This is a genomic window from Mycobacterium sp. ZZG, assembly GCF_054786995.1.
This window is the reverse complement of record NZ_JBTBFV010000072.1, coordinates 1-24,537: the sequence shown is the minus strand read 5'-3', so window position 1 is coordinate 24,537 and position 24,537 is coordinate 1. Positions and strand designations below refer to the sequence as shown.

At 67.5% G+C, this 24,537-nt stretch carries 23 protein-coding genes; 10 read left to right on the top strand and 13 right to left on the bottom strand.

Features of this window, described 5'->3' with window-relative positions:
• Positions 1–182: 182 nt before the first annotated feature.
• Positions 183–572, bottom strand: coding sequence for a hypothetical protein (locus ACXMYJ_RS25685; protein ID WP_260754005.1), 390 nt, complete (start codon positions 570–572; stop codon positions 183–185).
• A 20-nt stretch (positions 573–592) separates the two neighbouring features.
• Here ACXMYJ_RS25685 and ACXMYJ_RS25680 point away from each other — a divergent pair, with 20 nt between their 5' ends.
• Both ACXMYJ_RS25680 and ACXMYJ_RS25675 read left to right on the top strand, forming a co-directional pair.
• The gene (locus ACXMYJ_RS25680) at positions 593–829 is read left to right on the top strand and encodes a hypothetical protein (protein WP_260754008.1); all 237 of its coding nucleotides are present in this window, start codon (positions 593–595) and stop codon (positions 827–829) included.
• A 247-nt stretch (positions 830–1,076) separates the two neighbouring features.
• Positions 1,077–2,102, top strand: a complete 1,026-nt coding sequence (locus ACXMYJ_RS25675; protein ID WP_460359217.1) for a hypothetical protein — start codon at positions 1,077–1,079, stop codon at positions 2,100–2,102.
• 3 nt (positions 2,103–2,105) lie between these two features.
• Here ACXMYJ_RS25675 and ACXMYJ_RS25670 read toward each other — a convergent pair whose 3' ends face one another.
• Both ACXMYJ_RS25670 and ACXMYJ_RS25665 read right to left on the bottom strand, forming a co-directional pair.
• A complete protein-coding gene (locus ACXMYJ_RS25670) occupies positions 2,106–3,179 on the bottom strand; it encodes an NAD(P)H-dependent amine dehydrogenase family protein (protein WP_460359216.1) in 1,074 nt (357 codons plus the stop codon).
• Positions 3,180–3,195: 16 nt separating this feature from the next.
• Positions 3,196–4,224, bottom strand: coding sequence for a Rieske 2Fe-2S domain-containing protein (locus ACXMYJ_RS25665; RefSeq protein WP_460359215.1), 1,029 nt, complete (start codon positions 4,222–4,224; stop codon positions 3,196–3,198).
• A gap of 69 nt (positions 4,225–4,293) precedes the next feature.
• On the opposite strand from ACXMYJ_RS25665, the gene ACXMYJ_RS25660 reads away from it, so the two are divergent.
• Positions 4,294–4,950 carry a TetR/AcrR family transcriptional regulator gene (locus ACXMYJ_RS25660; protein ID WP_460359214.1) on the top strand — a complete coding sequence of 219 codons (657 nt, stop codon included), beginning with the start codon at positions 4,294–4,296 and terminating at the stop codon, positions 4,948–4,950.
• On the opposite strand, the gene ACXMYJ_RS25655 is transcribed toward ACXMYJ_RS25660, so the two are convergent.
• Together ACXMYJ_RS25655 and ACXMYJ_RS25650 are read right to left on the bottom strand one after the other, a co-directional pair.
• The gene (locus ACXMYJ_RS25655) at positions 4,920–5,246 is read right to left on the bottom strand and encodes a branched-chain amino acid transporter permease (RefSeq protein ID WP_460359213.1); all 327 of its coding nucleotides are present in this window, start codon (positions 5,244–5,246) and stop codon (positions 4,920–4,922) included. The genes ACXMYJ_RS25660 and ACXMYJ_RS25655 overlap by 31 nt on opposite strands.
• On the bottom strand, positions 5,239–5,940 hold the full coding sequence (locus tag ACXMYJ_RS25650) for an AzlC family ABC transporter permease (protein ID WP_460359212.1): 702 nt from the start codon (positions 5,938–5,940) through the stop codon (positions 5,239–5,241). The genes ACXMYJ_RS25655 and ACXMYJ_RS25650 overlap by 8 nt, the downstream gene beginning before the upstream one ends.
• 45 nt (positions 5,941–5,985) lie before the next feature.
• On the opposite strand from ACXMYJ_RS25650, the gene ACXMYJ_RS25645 reads away from it, so the two are divergent.
• Positions 5,986–6,978, top strand: a complete 993-nt coding sequence (locus tag ACXMYJ_RS25645) for an alpha/beta fold hydrolase (RefSeq protein WP_460359211.1) — start codon at positions 5,986–5,988, stop codon at positions 6,976–6,978.
• Here ACXMYJ_RS25645 and ACXMYJ_RS25640 read toward each other — a convergent pair.
• Positions 6,958–9,555, bottom strand: coding sequence for a M4 family metallopeptidase (locus ACXMYJ_RS25640; RefSeq protein ID WP_460359210.1), 2,598 nt, complete (start codon positions 9,553–9,555; stop codon positions 6,958–6,960). The genes ACXMYJ_RS25645 and ACXMYJ_RS25640 overlap by 21 nt on opposite strands.
• 140 nt (positions 9,556–9,695) lie before the next feature.
• Between ACXMYJ_RS25640 and ACXMYJ_RS25635 the strand changes: the two genes are divergently transcribed.
• Positions 9,696–10,667, top strand: coding sequence for an aldo/keto reductase (locus ACXMYJ_RS25635; protein ID WP_460359209.1), 972 nt, complete (start codon positions 9,696–9,698; stop codon positions 10,665–10,667).
• Between the two features lies 1 nt (position 10,668).
• Here the strand turns inward: ACXMYJ_RS25635 and ACXMYJ_RS25630 are convergent, their stop codons facing one another.
• Together ACXMYJ_RS25630 and ACXMYJ_RS25625 are read right to left on the bottom strand one after the other, a co-directional pair.
• On the bottom strand, positions 10,669–12,867 hold the full coding sequence (locus tag ACXMYJ_RS25630) for a molybdopterin-containing oxidoreductase family protein (protein ID WP_460359208.1): 2,199 nt from the start codon (positions 12,865–12,867) through the stop codon (positions 10,669–10,671).
• 46 nt (positions 12,868–12,913) lie between these two features.
• Positions 12,914–13,573 (bottom strand): TetR/AcrR family transcriptional regulator, encoded by a 660-nt coding sequence (locus ACXMYJ_RS25625; RefSeq protein WP_460359207.1) that lies wholly within the window; start codon positions 13,571–13,573, stop codon positions 12,914–12,916.
• A 38-nt stretch (positions 13,574–13,611) separates the two neighbouring features.
• Between ACXMYJ_RS25625 and ACXMYJ_RS25620 the strand changes: the two genes are divergently transcribed.
• Positions 13,612–15,246, top strand: coding sequence for an alkaline phosphatase D family protein (locus ACXMYJ_RS25620; protein ID WP_460359206.1), 1,635 nt, complete (start codon positions 13,612–13,614; stop codon positions 15,244–15,246).
• 3 nt (positions 15,247–15,249) lie between these two features.
• Here ACXMYJ_RS25620 and ACXMYJ_RS25615 read toward each other — a convergent pair whose 3' ends face one another.
• Positions 15,250–16,698 carry a peptide MFS transporter gene (locus tag ACXMYJ_RS25615; protein ID WP_460359205.1) on the bottom strand — a complete coding sequence of 483 codons (1,449 nt, stop codon included), beginning with the start codon at positions 16,696–16,698 and terminating at the stop codon, positions 15,250–15,252.
• 18 nt (positions 16,699–16,716) lie between these two features.
• On the opposite strand from ACXMYJ_RS25615, the gene ACXMYJ_RS25610 reads away from it, so the two are divergent.
• Positions 16,717–17,208 (top strand): DUF427 domain-containing protein, encoded by a 492-nt coding sequence (locus tag ACXMYJ_RS25610; protein WP_260754034.1) that lies wholly within the window; start codon positions 16,717–16,719, stop codon positions 17,206–17,208.
• Between the two features lie 35 nt (positions 17,209–17,243).
• On the opposite strand, the gene ACXMYJ_RS25605 is transcribed toward ACXMYJ_RS25610, so the two are convergent.
• Positions 17,244–18,194: a mechanosensitive ion channel family protein gene (locus ACXMYJ_RS25605; RefSeq protein ID WP_260754035.1), complete on the bottom strand. Its 951-nt coding sequence runs from the start codon at positions 18,192–18,194 to the stop codon at positions 17,244–17,246.
• Between the two features lie 76 nt (positions 18,195–18,270).
• Here ACXMYJ_RS25605 and ACXMYJ_RS25600 point away from each other — a divergent pair, with 76 nt between their 5' ends.
• On the top strand, positions 18,271–18,975 hold the full coding sequence (locus ACXMYJ_RS25600) for an Ntn hydrolase family protein (RefSeq protein WP_260754037.1): 705 nt from the start codon (positions 18,271–18,273) through the stop codon (positions 18,973–18,975).
• On the opposite strand, the gene ACXMYJ_RS25595 is transcribed toward ACXMYJ_RS25600, so the two are convergent.
• On the bottom strand, positions 18,963–19,298 hold the full coding sequence (locus tag ACXMYJ_RS25595) for an STAS domain-containing protein (RefSeq protein ID WP_260754038.1): 336 nt from the start codon (positions 19,296–19,298) through the stop codon (positions 18,963–18,965). The two genes, ACXMYJ_RS25600 and ACXMYJ_RS25595, sit on opposite strands and share 13 nt — an antisense overlap.
• 3 nt (positions 19,299–19,301) lie before the next feature.
• On the bottom strand, positions 19,302–21,800 hold the full coding sequence (locus ACXMYJ_RS25590; protein WP_460359204.1) for a SpoIIE family protein phosphatase: 2,499 nt from the start codon (positions 21,798–21,800) through the stop codon (positions 19,302–19,304).
• 263 nt (positions 21,801–22,063) lie between these two features.
• Between ACXMYJ_RS25590 and ACXMYJ_RS25585 the strand changes: the two genes are divergently transcribed.
• Both ACXMYJ_RS25585 and ACXMYJ_RS25580 read left to right on the top strand, forming a co-directional pair.
• On the top strand, positions 22,064–22,312 hold the full coding sequence (locus tag ACXMYJ_RS25585) for a hypothetical protein (RefSeq protein WP_396885529.1): 249 nt from the start codon (positions 22,064–22,066) through the stop codon (positions 22,310–22,312).
• A 57-nt stretch (positions 22,313–22,369) separates the two neighbouring features.
• Complete coding sequence (locus tag ACXMYJ_RS25580) at positions 22,370–22,939, top strand: DUF2231 domain-containing protein (protein WP_460359203.1); 570 nt, start codon at positions 22,370–22,372, stop codon at positions 22,937–22,939.
• Between the two features lie 70 nt (positions 22,940–23,009).
• Here the strand turns inward: ACXMYJ_RS25580 and ACXMYJ_RS25575 are convergent, their stop codons facing one another.
• Entirely contained in the window at positions 23,010–23,468 is a 459-nt protein-coding gene (locus tag ACXMYJ_RS25575) for a hypothetical protein (RefSeq protein ID WP_460359202.1), read from the bottom strand.
• Between the last annotated feature and the right edge of the window lie 1,069 nt (positions 23,469–24,537).

Below are 24,537 nucleotides of genomic sequence, written 5' to 3'. Positions count from 1 at the left end.
CAACACAGCCACAGCTTCAAGCCGCTGCGCGATCGCCGCCGACTCGGCACGCGCCGCCGAACCCATCGCCTCGATAAGCTCCCGCGGCTCGACACCCTCGAACATACCTTCGATTATGGCAGGCAGCACTGACACGATGACGCACCAAAATCCGCGACCCCCGCCCCGCGGCGAGCTCAGGATTACTGAATCAGGAACCGCTGCAGCATCTCTCGTTCGGCTACCGGATCGTCCACCGGCCAGAACAACAGCGTCAGCACCACACGCACGATCCACTGCGCGGCCTGCGGATCGTCGTCGTCGATACCGGTCAGTTCGGCCGCCAGCGCGGGCGGGACCGCCGACCGGCCGATCCACGTCAACTCCCCCTTACGCGTCGAGTTCAGCAATGTCTGGCAGCCGATCGGGTCAGTCCGGATCCGTTCCAGCGCAATCACAATCGCCGTCACGGTACGCTCAGCGCCGCTGAGACCGGCCACGGCGGAGCGCATCATCGCGATGCCTCGAGGCAGAGCCGTGGAATGGATGGCTGCGGTGGCCAACCGGATCTGGGCGTGGGCGTATGCCAGCACCCAGGTGCTCCAAGGGGCGAGTGGACGAACCCACACTGGCCGGCGCAGGCACCGCCGCCATGGAGCTAGCGGCATACATTGCCGACAAGCTGGCCCAGTCAGCCGAGAATCCGCGCGACAATCTGCTCGGCGATCTTGCCACCGCCTGCCCCATCAGACAATTGGAGATGCTGACAGCTCAGGTCATGCTGGTCACCCTGTTCAGCGCAGGCACCGCCCTGATCGGGTCGGCAACGCGCCGCGCTGGCGCGGCGTGAGGCGAAGGTGGTCATCGAGCACCTGCTGCGGCACACCGCGCTGATCGAGTCGGGCGGGGCCTGTCCGGTGGTTGCCCAGCCTGCTGGTGCGACGACTTGACGAGCTTCCCCTGACACTGCGCAGTCTTCCTTGAAAGTGCTCGCAGCAACCCTTAAAGCTGAAACACAGCAAAGACACTGACCCTTTCGATGGGCACACGATGGTGCTACATTGCCCTCACCGGAGACATCCAAACTGGGGGAACTCATGGGTCTTCACCTGCAATCGGGCGCCGCGCTGGCGGTGGCAGCACTCGCCGGAGCCACCATCATGGCTACACCGATCGCCCCACCGAGACCGGTAGCCAGCAATTTAGATACTGACGCAGCTGTCAATCTGACCGCGTCGTCACGGCCGCTGTCCCCATGGCCCTGGGTATTCGCTCCGGAAGCGACCGCGTCCCACCGCGACGGCTCGCAGGCCGCGGCCCCGACGATCGCGGACGACGACACGCTCTCGACCGCGGACCGGATCGACGAGGACTTCATCGACTTCCGCACCGACGTGCGCACCGTGTTCACCCCGTTCGCCAACCAGCTCGGCTACGTCGGCAAGCAGCTCTACGTCGGGTTCAACTTCGTCGAGAGCATCTCGGCGAGTGCGGTTTTCAACAGCACCGACGTCCTTCGCGGCGAGGGATTCTTCACGAACCTGGGTGACTTCGCCCGTGATGTCGTCCTCGCCGCCGTCTGGGTTGTCGCCGACGAGCTCTATCTCCATGTCCCGGGACTGCCGCCGATCGTGGTTCTACCTGACCGCCCGCCGTCTGAGTATGTCCCCGGATGGCGGCGTCCGCTGCCTCCGCAGCCGGGCCGCGATCTCGTCGTCCCGGTTCCTTACGTTCCGCCGACCGACGGTTCCGCAGAGGCTTCCGCGGACGCGGTCACGGCCGACGATGACGCGGCAGCGGGAACCGACGACAGCGCGGCACCAGAGGACGACGCAACCGACGAATCGGCCGATTCAGCAGCGGTAGAGGGTGATTCCGTGGCCGCGGGATTCACCAACGCCGAGAAGCAGAACGAGGACACGGCCGGTGCCGCCCCGGCTGGGACCGAGGACGCAGGCCAGACGTCCGCCGGGGAGCCGACGGACGAATCGGCCGAGGAGACGGCTGAGGAGACCACCGAAAACAACGACGCCGACGACTCCGACGACGAGCAGACCACCGAGACCACCACTCGAAAGACCGAGACCGACAACCGGGGCTCCGCCGCCACCACGGAGGAGTAGTGCCTACAGCTTGAACCGTCCGGCAAAGCCGCGCAGCGGCAGATCGGCCGAGGTGATGATGCCCGGCCGGGCAGCCACCACCGACGAGATCGCGCTCAACGCAGGCATTCCGGTGACGGTCATGCCGATCGAGGCGAAGTTCGCGGGGTCTGACAGATCGACGCCGGGCTTCGGGAAGATCATGTGCTTGTTGTAGATGTTCGGGTCGCCCTTGATCGCAGTGATGTAGCAGCCCTTGATATCCCAGCTCGGATCGGTGTGCGGGGTCATCTGCCATTCCAGGTGCGTCTCGACGCGGGGCACGCCGTCGACCATGCCCTGGTACTTGATGTAGTTGCCGCCCAACGATCCCTTGGGCAACTGGTACCAGCCGAGGTCGACGTCCTTGGTGCAGGCGCCGAGCTCATAACTGAACTTCACCTCATCGAGGGTCAGACCGAAGCAGTCGGCCATCATGTACACACTGTCGGCGAACACACGGGTGTACTTCTCCAGCTTTCCCGGGATCTCCGGGTCGTCGGCGGGCTGCCCATAACCGACCTCGATCCAGGTGTCCTTGGAATGGTGGCAGGACACATCCACCGACTCGATGGTGGTGACGTTCTCGATCTCGGAGACGTCGGCGGAGCACACCACCCCCAGGATCTGGTTCAGGCCCGGGTTCATGCCGGTGCCGTAGAACGTGGAACCGCCCTTAGCGCAGGCTTCTTGGAGCAACTGGCTGACCGGCTTACCCGACGGGTGCGGGTGATTGCGGTCGCGGTGCCAGCCGGTGATCCAGTCGGCGGTGGTGACGATGTTGATGCCGGCCTCGAGCACCTTGACGTAGAGGTCCTCGTCCGGGAAAACCCCGTGGAAGGTCAGCACGTCGGGCTTGGCCGCGATGATCTCCTCGACCGAGCCGGTGGCGATGACGCCGTTGGGCGCCAGGCCGGCCAGCTCACCGGCGTCCCTGCCCACCTTCTCGGGCGAGTAGCAGTGCACCCCGATCAGTTCGAGATCGGGCCGGTCGGCGATTCGCTTGATCATCTCGGAGCCGACGTTGCCGGTGGCAACCTGGAAAACCTTGATCGTCATGGCAGCCTTTCAGATGTCAGAGTGCGGATTTGGCGGCCAGCTCGGCGGCGCTGCCGCCTCTGCCGTCGGGATAGAACTTCTTGGCCCACTCGCGGATAGCGGTGAACCCTTCCAGTTCGGAACTCGCCAGCGCCGGCGGATCCGAATAGCGTTGGTGCGCCCAGATGTGGATGTCCTGGCGGAACTGACGGATCACCTCGGCGCCGAATTCCTCGGCCTTGACCCGGGCGCGCTCGGGGTCGCGCACCTCCCCCTTCGGTCTGCCGATGTAGACCATGAACCGCACGTCGGAGGTGGACTCGTCGACGGGCGTGATCGCCGAGATCGTGCGGTTGTCGATCATCCCCCAGCTCTTGGTCACCGCGATGCCGAGTCCGCCGTTGATGGCCTCGACACCGCTGTTGACGTCCTCGATGCGCTGACCGTCGTCGCCTTCGAAGGTGATGGTGAAGTCGACATAGGAGATCGGCTCGTCGAAGTCGTGGCGGGTCAAGATCGGATTGAGGGGTGTGCCGTGCACGTACTTGAAATGCGCGAAGTCGACGCCGTTTTCGAGCACGTACTGCGGGTGCATCTCCAGGCCCTGTTCGAACAACCGCTGCTGCGGGTAGTAGTCTTCGACACCCGAGCCGTCCTTGAAGTCGGCGAAGACATCCGGGGCGTCGAAGAACGGCTCGCGGTTCTCGATGTCGTGCCAGATGTACACCGACTCGTTGCGTTCCACCACCGGGTAGGTCTTGATGCGACGGCCCCGGTTGGGTCGGTCCTCGTACGGGATACAGACGTTGCGGCCCTGCTGATTCCACTGCCAGCCGTGGAACGGGCACTGCAGCACCTCGCCCTGCACGGTACCGCCGAAACCGAGATGCGCCCCGAGGTGTTCACAGTATGCGTTCATCACGGTGATCTGGCCGGATTCCGAACGCCAGGCGACCATCTCCTGGTTGAAGTACTTCATCGTGTGGACGTCGCCGATGCCGATCTCGTCGGACCAGGCGACCTGAAACCAGCCGGTCGGCTTCATCGACAGAGGCGGTTTGGCCATGCGGTGAGGATAGAACAGCGGACGACAAAAGCATAGTCGGTTCTACGAAACTTTCGGTATGCTCCTTCCATGAGCAAGGCGGCAGCACCGCAGCGGCGCCCGAACCGACGCGGGCAGGCGACTCGGGCCAACATGCTCGAAGCGGCGCTGAAGTCGCTGGCCTCCGGTGAGCCCGGATCGGTGTCGGCGAACCGCATCGCCAAGGACATCGGCGCGACCTGGGGCGCGGTGCAGTATCAATTCGGGGATGCTGACGGCTTCTGGGCGGCCGTGCTGCACCGCACCGCTGAGCGCCGAGCCGACGTGTTCGCCGCTGTCGACACGGCCGCCCCGCTGCGTGACCGCGTGGCGAGCATCATCGATACGCTGTATGACGGTCTGGCAGCGCCCGATTCGCGCGCGATCGAGAACCTGCGCGCCGCGCTGCCGCGTGACCCCGCCGAACTGCGGCGGCTGTATCCACAGACCGCCGCCGAACTGCATTCCTGGGGTCGGTCATGGCTGGAGATCTGCCGGAACGCGTTCGCCGGCCTGGGTGTCGATCCCGAGCGGGTGCGCGAGGTCGCCACCCTGATCCCGGGGGCGATGCGCGGGCTGGTGTCCGAGCGTCAACTCGGCTCGTTCGCCGATCTCGACGTCGCCCGTCGCGGATTGACCAACGCGCTGGTCGCCTATCTCCAGTCGACCGACCGACCTCACCCCCACACCGACATCAGCGTCACGTAGCACGCAGTCCCGACCAGGATGCTGAGCAGGGCGTGCCCACGCCACAGATGCAGGCCGGCGGTGACAACGACGGCGACGGCAAGCCAGACGAGCTGGGTGAGTGTGTCACCGGCGACCGTGCGCACGGTGTAGACCGCCAGGATCAGCATCACCCCGACCGGCATGTGCACGCTGAGGTACTTGACCACCCGGCTGTGCCGCATCGGGGCCAGCACCGCGAACGGCAGTGCACGCAGGGCCCAGGTCACCGCCGCGCTGACCGCCACCAGCACCGCGATGTAGCGGTTGTCAGGCACGGTCGGCCTTGCGCTGCAATATCATCCGGACCAGCAGCACACCTGCGAACGCGGCGAACGCCGCTATCAGCATCTGTCCGGGCACCGTCAGCCACGCGCCGATCGCACACGCCGCCGCCACGGCCGCGGTGACGGGATCGGGCCGCTGGCGGTACGCATCGATGCCCAGCACGATGAACAGCGCGGTCAGCGCGAAGTCCAGCCCGACCAGTCTTTCGATCGGCAAGGCTTCGCCGAGCAGACCGCCCAGGGTCGCCCCGGAAACCCACAGCAGGTGAAAACACAACTGCATGAACAGGATGAGCCGCGTGGACCATGTCCGCGCCTCCGGGCTGACCCCGACGGCGTACGCCTCGTCGGACAGCGTGTAGGTGCTGTACATTTTGCCGAGCACACCGCGGACCCGGTGCAGGGGGAACGACAGCGCGTAGAACACGTGCCGGGAGTTCACCACGAACGTCGTCAGCGCCACCGTGGCGATGGGCGCGGCAGTCGCGGCCAGCTGCACCATCAGGAACTCCAGCGACCCCGCATAGATCACCGCCGCGAACACCGGGGCCCACCACCACGCCAGACCGGCATGCACCACCAGGAAGCCCAGCGCCATGCCCAGCGGGATGAACGCGAGCCCGACTGGCGCCGACAGCGCCACCACGTTGCGCAATGAATCGCGCGATCCCGGACTGGGCGGCACCGAAAACACCTCCTGGACGACGACCCGGCGTCTAGCTTTTCACGGGTGGACATCTTCACCGAATGGCGGCGCCATGCAACGCGCTTCACCTGGGTCTCCACCACACCGGCCAACGCGGGCGCCGAGGTCGAGGTGTTCAGCCGCCGGTGCGGCACCCCGGGAGCGCCCGCGCTGGTCTGTGTGCACGGCTTCCCCACCTCGGGTATCGACTATCACGCGTTGACCGTCGAGCTCGCCGACGAGTTCGACATCCACATACTGGACTTCCCCGGATACGGCCTGTCCGGCAAGCCGCCATCTCCGTATGTGTATTCGCTGTACGACGACGCGCGGTTGCTGGTTCACGCGATCACCGAGCGGTGGGGCCTCGGCGACTACCGGATGATCACCCATGATCGGGGCAGCAGCGTCGGCATGATCGCGCTGGGCATGCTCGCCGACGCCGGCGCAGCGCCGGCCGACGTGTTCATGACCAACGCCAACGTCTATCTGCCGCTGGCCAACCTGACGGCGTTCCAGGTGGCCCTGCTCGACGACGCCACCGGACGTGCCACAGCTGCGGCGACGACGCCCGAAATGCTCGCCGCCGGCCTGGGAGCGACCACTTTCATGCCCCGACGCTCTCTCGAGGACGACGAGATCGCCGCGCTGGCAAGCTGTTTCGCCGTCAACGACGGAATCGGCGTGCTGCCCGACACCGTGAGGTACCTTCACGAGCGGGCCGCCGACGAGACCGGCTGGCTGGAGCGGCTGTCCACCCTCGACGTCGACACGTCGCTGATCTGGGGCCTGCACGACGGCGTCGCCCCGCTGCGGGTGGCCAACCACGTCTGGCAGCACTACCTGAAGCCGAAGCCCGGCACCAACCGCTACTGGGTGATCCCGGGCGCCGATCACTACGTGCAGTGTGACGCGCCGGGCCAGTTGGCCGACATCATCCGGCTGACCGCGTGCGGCGGCCCGATCGGCCTGCAGACCCTCGGCGACCGTCCCGACGGCGCGGTGCTGGTCGACAGTTCAGACGGCGACAGCCGATGACGTTGCCGCACCGTAGATCTCGACGGTGTCAAAGGCACGGGCGATGGCCGCGAGCTCAGTGTCGGTCAGCCCCTGGCCGCGGGCGCTGCTGAGCACCGCGGCCCGGCCGTCGACGAACCTGGCGGTGCTGCTCAGCCGCCCGAGCGAATGGTAGAACACCTTCGCCCAGGTCTCGTCGGTGACCGCACCGGTGGCCGCGTCGGTCATCATCAGGTAGGCGGCGTGGCCGAAGATCGTGCTGTTGACGTGCTCACCGCGGTCGTCGCCCTCACCCCGGTACCGCTGGCTGTAGCGGTCCCGGTGCGGCCCGTACACGGTTCCGATCGAGGTCGGGTCGGCGAGGTCGCGCACGGCGCCCAGCGCGGAGTCCTCCCCGACGAGCCAGCGGTCCGCCCCGGTCTTGCCCTCGACCAGCACGCCGAAGATATCGCTCAAAGCCTCGTTGAGGGCGCCGGGTTCGTCGAAGTCCAGCACGGGACCGCCGCCGCCGACCACATGGGATGTCACCGCGTGCGCGAACTCGTGGGCCACGACGTCCAGGCCGGCCTGCAGGTATCCGCTGTCGCCGAACGCGAACAGCTGCCGGTTGGGGTCCCAGAACGCGTTGGCGTAGCCGGAGGTCGACATCCGCGGGTTGTACCGGATGCTGACCGAGACCAGGGCGCCCTTGCCGTCGAACGACTTTCGCCCGAGTACGTCCTCGAAGTAGTCGTAGACCTGCGCCATGTTGGCGTGCGCCGACACCGCCGAGGCGTCCCACCCGAACAGGCCGCGCTTGACCACCGAACCCGGTAGCTGCGGATTGCCCAACCCGAACAGCGTGTAGGTAGTCCGGTAGGTGGTGATGTTGCGGGGTTTGTCGATCAGCTGGTACGTCCGGAGCCACCACACCTTGCGGGTGTCGATGGTGAAAAGACGCGACTGGCCGAGCCAGTCCTTGGCGAAACTGATCGACGTCGCGGCGTGGGCGTCGGCCGAGGACACGATGACCGCACCGGCCGACGCGCCGTCGGCGTGAATCAGGTAAGTCGTCCCCGATGGCGACAGCTCACCGGTGTCGCGCACCACCACCGCTACCCGCCACACCAGGCTGGAGGTCCCGTCGTCGTCGGTGTAGACGACCAGCTCCTCGGCGAATGCGCTCGCGTTCAGGAACTTTCGGACGGCGCGGGATTCGGCGGCCGCCCCGAGGTGGGCCGCAGTCGCGATCAGCCGCACCTCGATGTGCTCGTCGACCGAGGCGTCGGGGGTGATGTCGAAGCCCTCCCCCAGCCCGCGGTAGTAGTTGAACACGCTGGTGACCTCGCCGGCGGCGTTGGTCACCAGGATCACCTCGCTACCGAGAACCTGGACCGGACCCAGCTTCTCAGTGAAGCGGTAGAAGTGCTCGGCGGTGTCCCCCTTGCCGACGGTGCTGACGGTGATGGCCCCCGGGGCGGCGAAGCCGGCCGTGGCACCCAGCACCGGCGCCAGCGAGTTCAACACCGCAGCGGCATCGCCGGCGTTGACCACCAGCGCGTCGGTGAACCGGCCGTCGATCACGCTGACCCCGCCGTCGCGGCCGGGGGTTACCGCCACACCGTCGCGCGCCGTAAGCTCGTCGACACCAAGTCCCGACGGAAATCCTTCTGTCACAGCAGAATTCGCAGTGACGGTGACGGTCACGACGGTGGGCCCGGTGATGCCGAGCAGGCCGAGCAGCCCGTGCACATGGAACGGGTTGCCGGCGGTGTCGTCGATCTTGACGGTGAATCTGTCCGCACGGCCGGCCGCCGACGCGCCCGGTGTGTACGTGAAGCCGCCGGAGGAGTCGAGGACGATCCGACCGTGGACGGGCCCGGTGACGACGGTGTAGGTGAGCACTGCGTCGTCGAAGTCGGTCGCGTTGAGGGCGCCGGTGACCGCGCCGTCGGGACCCGGTCCCGATGTGGTGACGGCGGCAACGGGACGCTGGTTGTTCCAGGTGTACTGGGCTTGGCGCACCGCCAGCCACAGCGATTGCACGAGCGCCGAGACCGGAGTCTGCGGGTCGCGGCCGTCGTCGGCACGGGTGGGTAGCCCGATCCAGGTGAGGACGTCGGTGACGATGGTCTCCACCGTGACGGGTCGCGAAGCAACCGGCGTGCGCAGGTCGGCGGACGCACTGGCACTCCCGGCCACCGCATCGGCCACCGCGGAGGACGTCGCCTCGGCATCCGCCGTGTCGGTGTCACCGGCTGCGTCGGTCTCGACAGCCTCTTCGGTCTCCTCGGTCTCGTCCGGCTGGTGGCCGGCGGCGGCGTCCGAGCGGGCGACCGGGCGCTGCGACGGCTCGTCGCCGTCGGCGTCCGTGGCATCGACACCGTCGAGATCGTCTGCGATGTCAGGGTCGTGTGCGTCCTCTGCGTCGTCCGGGTCGGTGTCGGTGCTCTCGTCGGTGTCGGTGCTCTCGTCGTCGCGCGCCGACGGCGAGGCGTTCGAGGACGCAGCCGCCACCGAGTCCGAGGACTCGGCCGGGCTGGCCGTCGCCACCCCTTGACCTGCGGCCATGCCCAAGCCGAGGCCGACCAGCACCACGCCGGAGTACAGACCGCGCACAGAACCGTTCGGTGTTTTCGGGCACCGGTCCACGTTGACCCCCAGCGTTGGCGTAGCGAGCCGAACTTACCATTGCGTCAGCAAACTCTTGGACGTTTCCGACCTCGAACTACCGCCGCGCCGCCAGTACCGTTGCCTTCATGAGGTACCTCGACGTCGACGGAGTGGGGCGGGTCAGCAGGATCGGCCTGGGCACGTGGCAGTTCGGTTCCCGCGAGTGGGGCTACGGCGACGACTACGCGGCGGGCGCCGCCCGGGACATCGTCGCGAGAGCGCTTGAGCTCGGGGTGACGTTGTTCGACACCGCAGAGATCTACGGGTTCGGCAAGAGTGAGCGGATTCTCGGCGAGGCGCTCGGCGCCGAGCGCACCCGGGTGGCGGTGGCCACCAAGGTCTTTCCGGTTGCGCCGTTCCCGGCCGTCGTCAAACAGCGCGCGAGGGCCAGCGCCCGGCGGCTTCAGCTGGATCGCATCCCGCTCTACCAGGTGCATCAACCCAACCCCGTGGTGCCGGACGCGGTGATCATGCCGGGGCTTCGCGACCTCCTCGATGAGGGAGTGATCGGGGCTGCGGGGGTCTCGAACTACTCGCTGGCGCGCTGGCGCAAGGCGGACGCGGCGCTGGGCCGGCCCGTCGTCAGCAACCAGGTTCATTTCTCGCTGGCTCATCCGGACGCCCTTGACGATCTCGTGCCGTTCGCCGAGCAGAACAACCGCATCGTCATCGCGTACAGCCCGCTGGCCCAGGGACTGTTGGGCGGCAAGTACGGCGTGGACAACAGACCCGGCGGCGTGCGCGCCTTCAACCCGTTGTTCGCAACCGAGAACCTGCGCCGGGTCGAGCCGTTGCTTCAGACGCTGCGCGCGGTCGCCTCCGATGTCGGCGCCGAGCCCGCGCAGGTTGCGCTGGCGTGGCTGATCGCACTGCCCGGCGTGGTGGCCATCCCGGGAGCGTCGAGTGTGGAGCAGCTCGAGTTCAACGTCGCCGCGGCTGACATCGAGCTGAGCGGGCAGGCCCGGGACGCGCTGACCGCGGCGGCCCGGGCCTTCACGCCCGCGCCGGCGAGCCGGGCGGTCATGGATCTGGTGAAGGAGAAGTTCGGGCGCGGGTGAGTCAGCCGGCGGGCGCCACCGTGGTGGCGTCGACCGGCTCGATCCGCACCGCGACGCCGTTGAGCACCGACATGCCGGCGAGGCGCTCCAGGTCGGCCGGATCGTTGGACGTCAGCTCGTTGACGTTCGCCCCGCCGGACTGGTTGGCGAGCTGCCAGCCGCCCCTGTGCCCCCAGCCGTGGGGGATCGCGACGGTCCCGGCCGGCACCTCGTCGGTGACGAGCACCTCGGTCTCGATGGCCCCGTCCCGGGAGGTGACCCGCACCCTCGCGCCGTCGGTGAGTCCGGCGGCCGCGGCATCGTCGGGATGGATCCGGGCGCGGTGGCGCCGGTCGCCCTTCATCAGTGTGGGGCAGTTGTGCATCCACGAGTTCAGTGAGCGGATCTCGCGCAGGCCGATCGCCCTCAGCGGGAACGCGGGATCGTCGGGATGGCGGTCACCGAAGCACTCGATTTCATTGAGGATCTCCGCCGGAGCCAGAGCCACCCGGCCGTGCGGATGCTTGACCGCCTCGGGACGGATCCCGGTCGGGGCGACCTCGGACAGCACGATGCCGTGCGGGTTGTCCCGCAGTTTGCGAGGGTTGATTCCGTTGCGGCGCAACCCAAACCGATCACCGTAGGGGCCGATCCGCATCAACAGCTCGACGAGGCGGCGCGGTGTCAGGCGCGCGACGCCGCGCCGGTCCAGCCAACTGAGCACGCCGTTGAAGCGTTCCAGCGGGCCGGTCGCGAACAGTGACAGTCCCATCCGGCGCGCCAGCTCGTCGAACACCTCCCACTCGTTGCGTGCCTGCCCGTACGCAGGCACCACCGGTTCGGTGGCCTGCGCGAACACCGCGGCCGAACAGTTGGCCAGGCTGTAGGGCACGTCGTAGCGTTCCAGGAAGGTGGTGGCGGGCAGGATGTAGTCGGCGTGGCTGTTGGTCTCGTTGACGTAGAGATCCAGCGACACCAGTAGATCGAGCTCGTCGAGCGCCTTCTCGAGCATCGGACCGTTGGGCACGGTCAGCACCGGGTTGCCGGCGGTGACGAACAGCGCCCGCAACTGTCCGTCGCCGGGGGTGATGATCTCCTCGGCCATCAGCGTGGCCGGATAGGTGCTGATCACCTCGGGCAGGCCACCGACGCGGGACCGGGCGGTGTCGTAGCTCATCTTCCCGGCCTTCTCCCCGAGGTCCTCCAACGGCACGACGGCGCGGGCGAACAGCGTCCCGCCGGGACGGTCGAGGTTGCCGGTCACGATGCTCAGCGCGTCGAGCAGGAAACTCACCAGCGTTCCGTGCCTGCCCAGGCATGCGCCGGTGCGCCCGTACGCCGCAGCCGCCCGCGCGGTGGCGAAATCCCTTGCCAGAGTGCGAAGTACGTCCGCGTCGACGCCGGTGCGCGACTGGGTGATTTCGGGCGGGAAAGCCCGGGCACGTTCGCGCAGTATCCGCCAATCCGTGGTCTGTGCGTCCAATGCGGCGGTGTCGGCCAGCCCCTCGTCGAAGATCACGTGCAGCATCGACAACAGCAGCCAGGCGTCCGAATCGGGCCGTACCGCAAGGTGCTCGTGCGCGCGGGCGGTCTCGGTACGGCGCGGGTCGACCACGACGACGCGGCCACCGCGCGCGACGATCGCCGACAGATCGTCTTTGACCCGCGGCGTGCGCACACCGCTGCCATGGGACACCAGCGGATTGGCGCCGAGCATGAACAGGAAGTCGGTGCGCGGCAGATCGGGGAACGGGATCTGGCTGGCCGCGCCGTACAGCAGCTTGCTGGCGACGAAGCGGGAATTGATGTCCTGAGATCCCGACGAGTATTGGTGGTGTCCACCGAGCCGGCTGAGGAAGAAGCCCGACCAGATCCCGGTCGCATAGCCGAACGCGATCGGGTTGCCGAAGTACTGCCCGACCGCGCCTCCCCCGTGCGCGGCGAGGATTCGGCTCAGCCGGGCCGCGATGTCGTCGAGCGCCTCGTCCCAGCCCACCTCGTCGAACGTGCCGTCGGCGCGGCGCCGCAGCGGCGTCAGCACCCGGTCGGGGTCGTTCTGCACCTCGGCGAACGCGATGCCCTTCGGGCACACCCGGCCACGGGACAACGGATGGTCCGGATCCGGCTGCAGGGACTGCAGCCGACCGCCCTCGACGGTGGCGATGAGCCCGCACAGAGCTTCGCAGAGACGGCAATAGGTCACGCGCTGCTCAACCGCCATCGACCCAGATTAATGCAGTCGAATAAATTCCGGGACGAGTTCGCGGTCAGGAATCGGCGCTGCCCCGCAGTCCCCCGCACGCGAACTCGACCACCTGCTCCACCCACTCCGGGTCGAGCCCGTCCGGGCCGAGCGGACGGCGGTAGGCGGCCAGATCGGCGCCGGCCAACACCGCGATCATCGAGTACATCGCCAGCGCCGCCCGCTGCTGAACCTTCCGGGTGTGCAGTCCCGGGATCGCGCGGCCCGCCGCGGCGACGAAGAGATCCGGCAGTCCGGGATCGCCGTCGAGGGCCTCGCGCCAGATCGGGTCGTCGTCGAAAGCGAGCTGTGTCATGACCTTCAACCACGACAGGCCGTGCACGGGCTCGGTCTGCAACAACGTCACATGCGGCATCAGCAGAGCTTCGACGACGTCACGCACGCCCACCTCCGCCGGCGCGTCGACGAGCGCGGCCAGGTTGGCGGCGATGGCCGGGGTGATGCGCCCGGAGCGGCGGAAGGCAACCGCGGCGATCAGGTCACGCTTGGCCGGAAAGTGGTACATCACAGAGCGATTCGCGACTCCGGCTTCCCGTGCGATGGCCCGCAGCGACACCGACCCGATCGAGGAGTCGCCGAACATCCGCTCGGCGGTGTCCAGGATCAGCTCGCGGATGTCGACGTCCCCGCGAGGCCCGCGCCGGCGAACCGTGGTGTCGACCATCCGCACAGGGTAGCGACTACCGCGCCTAAGCTGGTTCGGTGACTCTCGTTCTCGGCCCGGTGCTGCGGCACGTCGGCGACACCACCGCCCAGGTGTGGGTGCAGACCGACGCCCCGGCTGAGGTGGAGGTTCTCGGGTGCACGGCGCGGACCTTCGAGGTCCAGGGCTTCCACTACGCGCTGGTGCCGGTCCGAAATCTGACCCCGGACTCCACGGTCGAGTACGACGTCCTCGTCGACGGCGTCAAGGTGTGGCCGGAACCGGATTCGAAGTTCCCGCCCAGCGTGATCCGGACCCGTGGGCCGGGCACCGAAGACCGGCTGCGGGTGGTGTTCGGATCCTGCCGCTATCCCAAGACCGGCGAGAAGAAACTGGACGAGAAGCTGGGGATCGATGCGCTGGACTGCTATGCCACCCGGTTGACGGCGACCGACGTCGGCGAATGGCCGGATGCGTTGCTGCTTCTCGGCGACCAGGTGTACGCCGACGAACTCACCCCCGAGGCGCGCCGCAATCTCGCCGGCCACCGCGGCAGGCGGCGCCTCAGCCGGCGCCGCCCACCCGACGAGGTCGTCACCTTCTCCGAGTACGAGGGGCTCTACCGGCACACCTGGGGCGATCCCGAGATCCGCTGGATCCTGTCGACACTGCCGACCGCGATGATCTTCGACGATCACGACATCCGGGACGACTGGAACACCTCGGCGGCGTGGCGGCGCGAGATGAACAAGAAACCGTGGTGGCGCGACCGGATCCGCGCCGGTCTCGGGTCGTACTGGGTGTACCAGCACATCGGCAACCTCAGTCCCGAGCAACTCGACGCCGACGACGACTATCAGAAGGTGACGGCGGCCCACGGGGACTGCTGGTCGCATCTGGTGGAGTTGGCGGACCGCGCCGACAGCGAGGTGGACGGCGACAAGGGGCTGCGGTTCAGCTTCCGCTGGGACCTGGGCCGCAGCAGGCTGATCATGGTGGATTCCCGCAACGCCCGCATACTCGACAGCGGCGACCGGAAGATGTTGGGCGACAGGGAGTTCGCCTGGCTCGAAGAACAGGTGCACGACGACCTGGGCGAGCTGGACCATCTGCTCATCGGGACATCGCTGCCCTGGCTGCTGCCGCCCGCACTCGGCGACCTGCAGACCATCAACGAGTTCGCCGCCAACCGGGGCGGATGGCGCGGCGGGCTGGCCGAGAAGATCCGCCAGACCGCCGACCTGGAGCACTGGCCGGCGTTCCTGAAATCGTTCCTGCGGCTGTCGAAGCTGATCCAGGCCGCCGCGTCGCAGCCGTCGCGGGGGCCGGCGACGGTGTCGGTACTCTCCGGCGACGTCCACCACAGCTACGCGGCCCGGGTCGACTTCCCCGAGTCCACCGCCGCGCGGGTGCATCAGCTCGTGTGCTCGCCGGTGCACAACTACGTTCCCGCGCCGGTGAAGCCGGCCTTCAAGATCGCCTGGTCTCAGCGTGCGGCCCGGCTGACCCGCCGCTGGGCCCGTCGCGTCGGCTGCCCCGACCTTCCCATGTCGTGGCGCAACCTCAGCGGACCGCTGTTCGGCAACACCATCGCCAGTTTCGAAGCCGGGAACCGAAGCGCCCACGTGGTTTTCGAGCAGCCCGACGATGACGGTGAACTGTCCTCGGTCGCCACGGTGGAGCTCACCGACTGACCGTCAGTGCACTCCTTCCATCTGCCGGCTGATCCACGGCGAGATGGCGAACACGATCACGCCGGCCAGAATCGCCACCCCGCCCAGGACGCCGAAGTAGACGACCTCGCCGGACGGGTCGTAATACCCGGCCAGCACCCCGGACGTCGACGTCCCCACACCGACGGAGAAGAAGTACAGCGCCATCATCTGCGCCCGGAACGCCTCCGGCGCGAGCTTGGTGGTGACCGAGAGCCCGATCGGTGACAGCAGCAGTTCCGACACCGCGAACACGCCGAGCACCACCAACACCAGCAGGGCCGGAACGGAGCTGAACCCGGCCAGCGGTACAAAGCACAGGAACGCCAGACCCATGCCGATCACACCGTAGGCGAACTTGCGCGGTGTGGTGGGTGCGCGGCTTCCCAGCCGGGTCCACATCGCCGCGAACAACGGTGACAGCACGATGATCCAGATCGGTTCGATCGACCCGATCCAGTTCGACGGCGCGACCCAGCCGAAGATGGACCAGTTCATCCGCTCGTCGGAGTACACCGCGAGCACGGTGAAGATCTGCTGGAACAGCGACCAGAAGACGGCGTTGGCGATGAACAGCGGGATGAAGGCGCGCACCCGCATCCGTTCCGGGGCGGTGACCTTGTCGCTGCGGAGCATGATCGCGAAGTACACGACCGACGCGACCACGATGACCCCGGTGGTGACCTGAGACAAATTGGCCAGTGTCACCAGTTTCAATGCCACCGCCGCGGCGACGACCGCCAGCACCAGGACGAACACACCGACGGTTCTACCGAGGGCGCTGCGCGGCAACGGATTCGGCACATGCCGTCCGTGCTCTCCGAGGTTGCGCCGGAACACGACGTACTGGATCAGGCCCAGCGCCATGCCGACGGCCGCGGCACCGAACCCGTAGTGGAAACCGAGCCGGGTCTGCAGCAGTCCGGTGATCAGCGGCCCCAGGAAGGCGCCGAGGTTGATGCCGAGATAGAACAGCGTGAACCCGCCGTCGGCGCGGGCATCCCCCTTGTCGTAGAGCGTGCCCAGCAACGAGGACGCATTGGCCTTCAGCGCCCCCGACCCCAGGGCGACCAGCAGCAGGCCGACGCCGACACCGGTCAGTCCGGGAAGGACCGCCAGCGCGATGTGCCCGAGCATCACGATCACACCGCCATAGAACACCGTGCGTTCCATGCCCAGGATCCGGTCGGCGATCCACCCGCCCAGCACGGTCGACAGGTACACCAGACCGCCGTAGGCGCCGACGATGCCGGTGGCGGTGCTCTGCGGCAGACCCAGACCGCCGTCGGTCACCGAGTAGTAGAGGTAGTAGCCGAGAATCGTCAGCATTCCGTAGAAGGAGAACCGCTCCCACAGTTCGACCCCGAACAGATTCGTCAGCCCGATCGGGTGACCGAAGATGGTGCGGGACGCCGCCCGCTCGCTGGTGGCCATACCGCTACTCTCGGCCTTGTGCCCGTTCCCGACAAGCCGCGCCCCGGCCAGGAGTCGGTGTGGGATTACCCGCGGCCGCCCCGGTTGGAGGTCTTTCGCGGTTCGATCACCGTCGAACTGGGAGGTGTGACGGTCGCTGCGACCGATCAGGCGTGGCGGGTACTGGAAACCAGCCATCCGCCCACCTATTACCTGCCGGCAGGCTGCTTCCAGGCCGGGGTACTGCGACCGGCCGAGGGATCGTCGTGGTGCGAATGGAAGGGCGAGGCGAGCTATTTCGATCTGGTGACCGCTGCCGTGTCCGCGGTGCGGGCGGCCTGGGCCTATCGACGGCCGACACGTCCGTTCGCCGCCATCGCCGGAGCCGTCGCGGTGATGCCCGCGCTGGTCGACCGCTGCACCGTCAACGGCGAGACCGTCACGCCGCAACCCGGGGGCTTCTACGGCGGCTGGATCACCAGCTCGATCGCCGGTCCGTTCAAGGGTGTTCCCGGTTCGGCCGGTTGGTGAGACCTGGCGGCGCCGCGTCGGAGGACTGAGCGCGGCTACTCGCCGACGGCGACCTGCGCGCGGCCGCCCGGATAGGGCAGATCAATGCCGTGTTCGTCGTAGGCCCGCAGAATCGCCCGCCGGAGCTTGCGCTGTACCGCCCACTGCGCGTTCGGCCGGACCTTCACCGTCATGCGGAGCCTGATCAGGTCGGGCGAGAGTTCCTGGACACCGAGCATCTCGGGCTCGCCGATCACCTTGCCGGCCAGCGCGGGATCGGCCACGGCGTCGTGGGCCGCCTGAATCGCGACCTGCTCGGCCTGGTCGACGTCGGCGGTCAGGGCCACGGGCACCTCGATCCGAGCGACGGCGTACTCCTGACTCATGTTGCCGACGCGCGCGATCTCGCCGTTACGGACGTACCAGAGCGTGCCGTCGATGTCGCGGACCGTGGTGATACGCAGCCCGACACTCTCCACCTCACCGGTCGCTTCGCCGAGATCGACGGTGTCACCGACGCCGTACTGGTCCTCGAGGAGCATGAACACCCCGGTCACGAAGTCCCGGACCAGATTCTGTGCACCGAAACCGATCGCGAGGCCGACCACGCCGGCCGACGCGATGAACGGCGCGATGTTCACTCCGAGAACATTGAGGATGGCCAGGACCACCCAGACCAGCAGCACGATCGACACCGTCGACTTCAGCACCGACCCGATCGTCTGGGCGCGCTGCTGGCGTCGCGCGACGACCTGCTCATTGCTGGCCGAGGAGGGCACCCGGTCGCGCAGGTAGCGGACCAGCGGCGGAGTCTTGGCCCGCTCGCCGTCACCGGCGGCGGCGCGGTCCTTGCGGGACCTGGCGGTGGTCGCGCGGTCGATCATGCGGTGCACGAGGAAGCGGATGACCAGGGCGACGACGAGGTAGGCGACGATCCTGATCGGCACCTCGATGAGCCAGTGCCTACTGGTGTCCGTCCATTCGAAAGCCAAAAGGGAGACATCCATGTGTTCCCACCATAGGTGACAGCAACAGAAGCACGAACCGGGAGGGGTTCGCCGGCGGCCGTGGCACGATCATGGCGTGACTGTCGTTCTGGCGCTGCGGTGCGCAAACGGGGTAGTGCTGGCGTCGGACTCACAAATCACCGATCCCGGCCGCGGTATGACCTATCCGGCGCAGAAACTGCACGCGCTGGGCACCCACGCCGCGTGGGGCGGCAGCGGGTCCCGCGCGGTGCTCTACGACGTCGAGCAGGTGCTGGCCGACGAGGCAGACTCGGTGCTGGAGGCCAAGAACGTCGGCCATGCGCTGCAGGCCCGGGTGCTGCCGATCTTCAAACACCACTATGCGAGCTTCATCACAGACGTGCCGGGGCAGAAGGCGGGCGGCACCCCGGCGACGTATGTGCTCGCCGCCGGATATGTCGGTGAGACACCGTTCATCATCGACGTGGATCCCAACGGGCTGATCGGGCATCACGAGGAGACCGGATTCCAGTCGATCGGCAGCGGCGCGGCGATGGCCCAGCAGGCTCATGCCCTGCTGACGTCTTTTCAGATGTCCGAACGCGATGTGAACTACGGGGTGGTCGCCGCACTGCGGGTGCTCGATGCGCTCGACGCGTCTTCATCGAGCGTCGGCGGGCCGATGGACGTCTGCCGCATGACTCCCGACGGTGCGCACCACCTGACCCCCGATGAGGTCAATGAGGTTCGCCGGCACGTGGATCGGTGGATCGAGCTCGAACAACGGGCGCTCGACCGGCTTTTCGATCAGTTCGACTGATTCGCGTCGGCCGCCGCGGTCTCGATGGTGATCAGTTCACCGAGCCCACTGATGGCGAACACGGTTCTCAGTAGCGGGTGGACGATGAGGGTGTCGATCTGCTCGGCGTGGGCGGACAACACGCTGATCGCGGCGCTGTCGGCATATTCGACCGCACCGAGGTCGGCGACCAGTGGTGCCCCGGAATCGTCGGCCTCGGCGGTCGCGGTGGCCAACGTCCGCTTCAGGGCGTCGACGTTGCTGAGGTCGATCTCGCCGGACGCGACCACAGCGACGGCGCCGTCGGGCCGTCGGATGATCTCGAGGGTGAGCTCGGTGGGCATCGGTCAGATCCTTGCGTAGAGCCGAACGGTGGTTCCGGCCGGGTCGTGGTCAATTGCGATGTCTTGCATAAGGTTTCGCATCAGCGCGATCCCCCTGCCGCGATGAGCGTCGCGAACGGGCTGCGGGAGTTTCCACGAGCCTGTGTCGGCGATGGTCAACTGCACCCGGTCCACCAGCGCGGTGGCGTGCAGGCTGATCGTGCCGCCCGGACTGTGCCGGTGGCCGTGCTCGATGGCGTTGGCGACCGCTTCCCCTGCGGCGACCAACACCTCCATTACGCGGCCCGGCTCGACGCGGGCGCGGGTCAACCAGCTGCGCAGCGCGGTTCGGGTCGGCGCGAGGTGGCTGGCATCGGCGGGAAAGCTCAGCTGTAGCGGCGCAGGATGGCGGTACAGCAACAACGCGACGTCGTCCTGATAGCCGGTGTCGGGCGCCATGCGCGTCATGATGTGGTCGGCCAGTTCCTCCAGCGAGGCCGTGCGCTGCTCTTCGAGCAGACCCGCGGCCCGGGAGATGCCCTCTTCCAGAAGCACGCGCCGCCGCTCGACCAGTCCGTCGGTGTAGAGCAGCAGGGTGGCGCCCGCCGGTATCGTGATGCGCGCCTCGGGGCGTTGCCACCCGACCCTCAGCCCCAGCGCGATGGTATGCGCCTCTCCGAGGAGCTGCACCGCGCCGTCGGCGTGCACCAGGATCGGCGGCGGATGTCCGGCACTGGAGAAGACGAGTTCCCCGGTGGCCGGGTCGAGCACCACGCACACGGCCGTGGCGCACTGCGCGCCGGGAAGCCGTGCGGCGAAACGGTCCATGCCCGCCAATGCGGCTGCGGGACTGGGATTGTCGAACAGCAGGGCGCGGCAGGCGCTGCGCACCTGGCCCATGACGGTGGCCGCGGGCAGCCCGTGGCCGACGCAGTCGCCGACGATCATCGCGATGCGTCCGTCATCCAGGTCGACGACGTCGTACCAGTCGCCACCGACCTGCAGGGGCCGGCTGGCCGCCTGGTAGCGCACCGCGAAGCCGTGCGGGAGGTCGGCCGGACCGAGGATCGCGTGTTGCAGCGCCAGCGCCGTCTCGCGCTGCTGATCCACCCGGTGCAGGCGTTGCAGCCCCTGGCTGAGGCGGCCCGCCAGCACGGTCAGCAGCGTCTGGTCCTCGAGTGTGAACGGCCGCTCCGCGGCCAGGTCCATCCAGACGACCAGCACACCTTCCGGGTGCTGGATCGCGATACCGGCCGTGCCGGGTTGTGACACGGTGGGCGTCAGCAGGTCACCGTCACGTAAAGCGTGAAGCGCATGATGGGTCGCCGCCGGCAGGTCTGTCCACAGCACGGTCTCTCCCACCGACACCACCTCCGGTGCGGCATCCGGCGCGGGGGCGTGGCTCGGGAAGATGACCGCCAGCACGCGGCGCGCCCGCCAGAGTCTGCGCAGTTCCTCTGTGGCGGCGATCAAGGCGGAGTCGACCGAATCAGCTTGGGAGAGTTCCTGGTTCAGCGCATGCTCACGTCCGGCCGCCAGTGCCAACGCGATGGCCGCGTGGCGGGCGAAATCGCTGACCAGTTCCAGATAGTCGTTGTCGAACGCCGGCTGGTGGGGTCGGCGTGCGACTGCGATCACCCCGAGCACCGCGTCGTCGGCGATCAACGGCATCACGATCGCCGAGCGGTTGCCCACGTCGGTGAACCCCTCGATCGGGTACTGGAACGAGTCGGTGATCAGCGGAAGACCGCGCCGCGCGACACCACCTGTGGTCGAACCTTCCATCGGGACCTGACGGCCGATCACCTCGGAGGCGTAGCGACCCGCCGTCGCCGCGACGATCAGGGTGGCGACCTCGTCGGCGGGCAGGTCGGGCTCCCCCGGCACGAGCAGGATCGCCTGCTCGGCGTCGGCCAGTTCCAGGGCCAGGTTCACGATGAGTTGCAGCGGTCCGGTCTGCGGGTCACCGGACAGCAGTGCGGTGGTGATCTCGCGACTGGCCTTGGTCCATTTCGCCGACTCCCGTTCGCGTTCGAAGAGTCTGGCGTTGTCGATGGCGGCCGCTGCCGCGGTGGCCAACGCGCGGACCGCGCCTTCCTGCGAATCGGTGAACGTACGGCCGGGCCGGTCGTCGACCAGATAGAGCGCGCCGAAGTCGGCTCCGCGCACCGTGATCGGCATGCCGAGCACGGCGTGCATCGGGAGATCCCGAGATTCCGGGTCCTGGTGCCCGCCGAAATCGTCGACGCGGATCCCCTCACCGACGGTCATTTCGGCCAGCCGGTGCGCGGCGGTCTCCTCCATCCCCTCACAGACAAAGCGCGCCAGGCTGCCGTCGGCGGCGCGAATCCCCAGGGCTCCGTACCGGGCGTCGCAGAGCTCCATGGCCCCGTGGACGATCCGGTGCAGGGTCACATCCAGGTCCAGATCGGCACCGATCGCGACGATGACCCGCACCAGACGCTCCATCTGATCGCGGGCAGCGACGAGTTCGTCGAGATCCGGGACACCGGTTCGCTGCATGGACTCAACCTAGACCTTTATCGCAGTTCTCCGTCACGACACCTTGCCCACGTGTTCCCGTACCGGCGTCGCGGTACCGGCAAACGGACTGGGGGTCTCTGCGGGGGCGTAAACCTGTTCGCTTTCTGGATCACATCGATCGTTTTCTGCATTGGCACCTGCTCGCCGCCGGCCCGCTCCAGGAACGGCCGCAACCTCCCTGACGATCGGGCCGGCTGACGATCGGCAGGCTACGATGGCTGGCCGTGGGGAAATTCACGGTAATGGTCATCGGGTTTGCTGCTGCGTTCACGCTGATGCCTGCAGCGAACGCCGATCTCGTTTCGGCGCCGCTGCAGCAGGGATCGGAGTGCGACCCCAACTATTCGGGAGCCTGCGTCCCGATCGCGAGCGACGTCGACTGCGCCGGCGGCAGCGGCAACGGCCCCGCCTACGTCTCCGGCCCGGTGACCGTCACCGGTAGCGACATCTACGGGCTGGACCGGGACGGCAACGGAACCGGGTGCGAATAGCGTCCGCTGCGGTTCCGCCCGGCGGCAGCGGGGTACCTCAGCCTCCGAGGAGGCGCCATGAACATTCACTCGATACTGCGTTCCGCAGAATCGGTCAGCGCGGTCGACCGCCCCGCTGACCGCGCTGCCGACACGGTCGAACGACTACTGGGCAATAGACCACTCGCCTCGGCGTTGCGCGGGTCCTGGCTCGGACACCCTGTTCATCCCTTGATGATCTTTCTTCCCCTCGGTTCCTGGACGACCGCGTTGCTGTTCGACGTGGCTTTCAAGGACCACACGACCGCGCGCCGACTGTTGGGGATCGGACTAGTGGCCGCTCCACCCACCGCACTGGCGGGTTGGGCGGATTTTCCGTTGCTCAATCGCGAACAGCGCCGGGTCGGACTCCTGCACGCGGCGACCAACGGCGCCGCCATCGTGCTGTTCGCGCTGGCGTACCGGGCGCACCGCAAAGAGCGTCACCGCCGCGCCACGGCCCTGACGATGATCGCACTGGCCGTCGTCAGCGTCGGCGGCGCGCTCGGCGGGCACTTGTCGTACGCGCAGGGCGCCGGCGTGCACCGCTTCCAGGCGCCGCATCACGGCACCGATCTTCTCTCCTACGCGCGCGGACGCGCGGCCTGACGGTCGCAAGCGGTTGAAGGCCGGACGCAGAGCCGCCCCGCCGGCGCGGCGGGGCGGCTCCTTCCGGCGATCAAAGTCGGATGAACACGCTCTGCTCGCCGTCCCAGACCCCCCAGGCGCTGAGGTCGGAATTCCACACGATCGCCAGGCCGTCGGCCCAGTCGGGCAACTCAGGCGGCGGCGGGGTGCCTACCGGCGGCAGCACCGGGTTCACGACCCAAGCGGGGATCTCCGGAAGAAAAATCCGGTCCTGTGGCATCGGGCCACCATGTCCCGGAGGCGGCAGGAAGCCCAGGCCCGGAGGCAACGGGTTGCCCGGCCCGCCGAAGTTGACCCCCGGCCCGGTGAAGTCCGGTACGGGATTCGGGTTGCCGTGACCCGGACCTTTGTTGTGGCCCGGACCGTTGCCGGAGTGTCCCGGGTTCGGATTCGGCGGGTCGGCCAGTGCAATCCCGGCTCCGAGGCCGAGACCACCCAACCCGAGCATGCCCGCGGTCGCGGCACCTGCGGTGATCTTCTTCATGTCCATCGGTGACCTCCTTGGTCTCTGCGAGACTGCGCACCCCGGGGGCGCTGCAGCGCTCGTACGTGCGATGTGCACTCCGGACGTTGCCATCGAGATCGAAAGCAGCGATCCGGCCCCCGTCGCAGAGAACTATGGCCGTCGATCTTGGGTCCTAAACACGTTCGGGCCAACGGGTTTCGTTTCAGCTGCTTGACGGATCGCTATGGATACCTCCGCGGATGTGAATTTGCTGGCATTCGTCAGATTCGTGTAACGCTCAGCGGTCGGGAATCGATACGGCTTCTACCGCCGGTCGAGGGACCTGAAGACGGCAGGGCGATGTCTCGTTCCCGATTGACGTGAGCGATGAGGACACTGGGACTGCTGGGGCTTGAGTGGGGCGGGCGGGGCTCGAACCCGCGACCAATGGATTCGTTTTTGGCCGTTCTTAGAGTACGCATTCAAATCCGGGAATTTCCCAGCGGCACATAGGCTTTCCGGCTCCTACGAACCTGGGCGTAACCGAGCGATTCTGGCCGATTCGGGGCGATTCTCGATCATTGTCGGTGAATATTCGATGGCGAAATGTGTCTGGACATAACCCGCAAATCAGAACCAAATCGCTAGGTTCCGGCATTCAGTGCGCTGGCCGGGTCCGGGGCTCGGATGGTCACGACGCCACAGCCTTGCAGCTGAGCGATCAAGGCGTCGAGGTGGCCTGGTGCGATCTGACTCGCCTCGGCATCGAGGGTGGACCGGTCAGACACATCCGCAGAGACTGTTCGATAGCAACGCGTCATCGCATGGGTAATCGGCGGCAGCGCCGCCTGGCTATGCGGCGTCTACATGAAGTTGTTATGCCCCATACCGGGTGGCCAGGCCGGTGTTGTGTGGGCCAAGCAGTGATGACCCGGTGACGCCAGGTAAACCCAGCCGGGTCAAGTCCATGGGCGTGGTGTACGACGCCTGTCGTGTGATTCTTCGAGTTAATGGTTCAGGCGGTCAGTGCCGCGGGGGTGGCCTCCTGTTCGGTCGGGGTGTCGTTGACGGCGCGTGATTTGCTGAGGACGTCGAGGCCGAGGTAGCGCCGGGA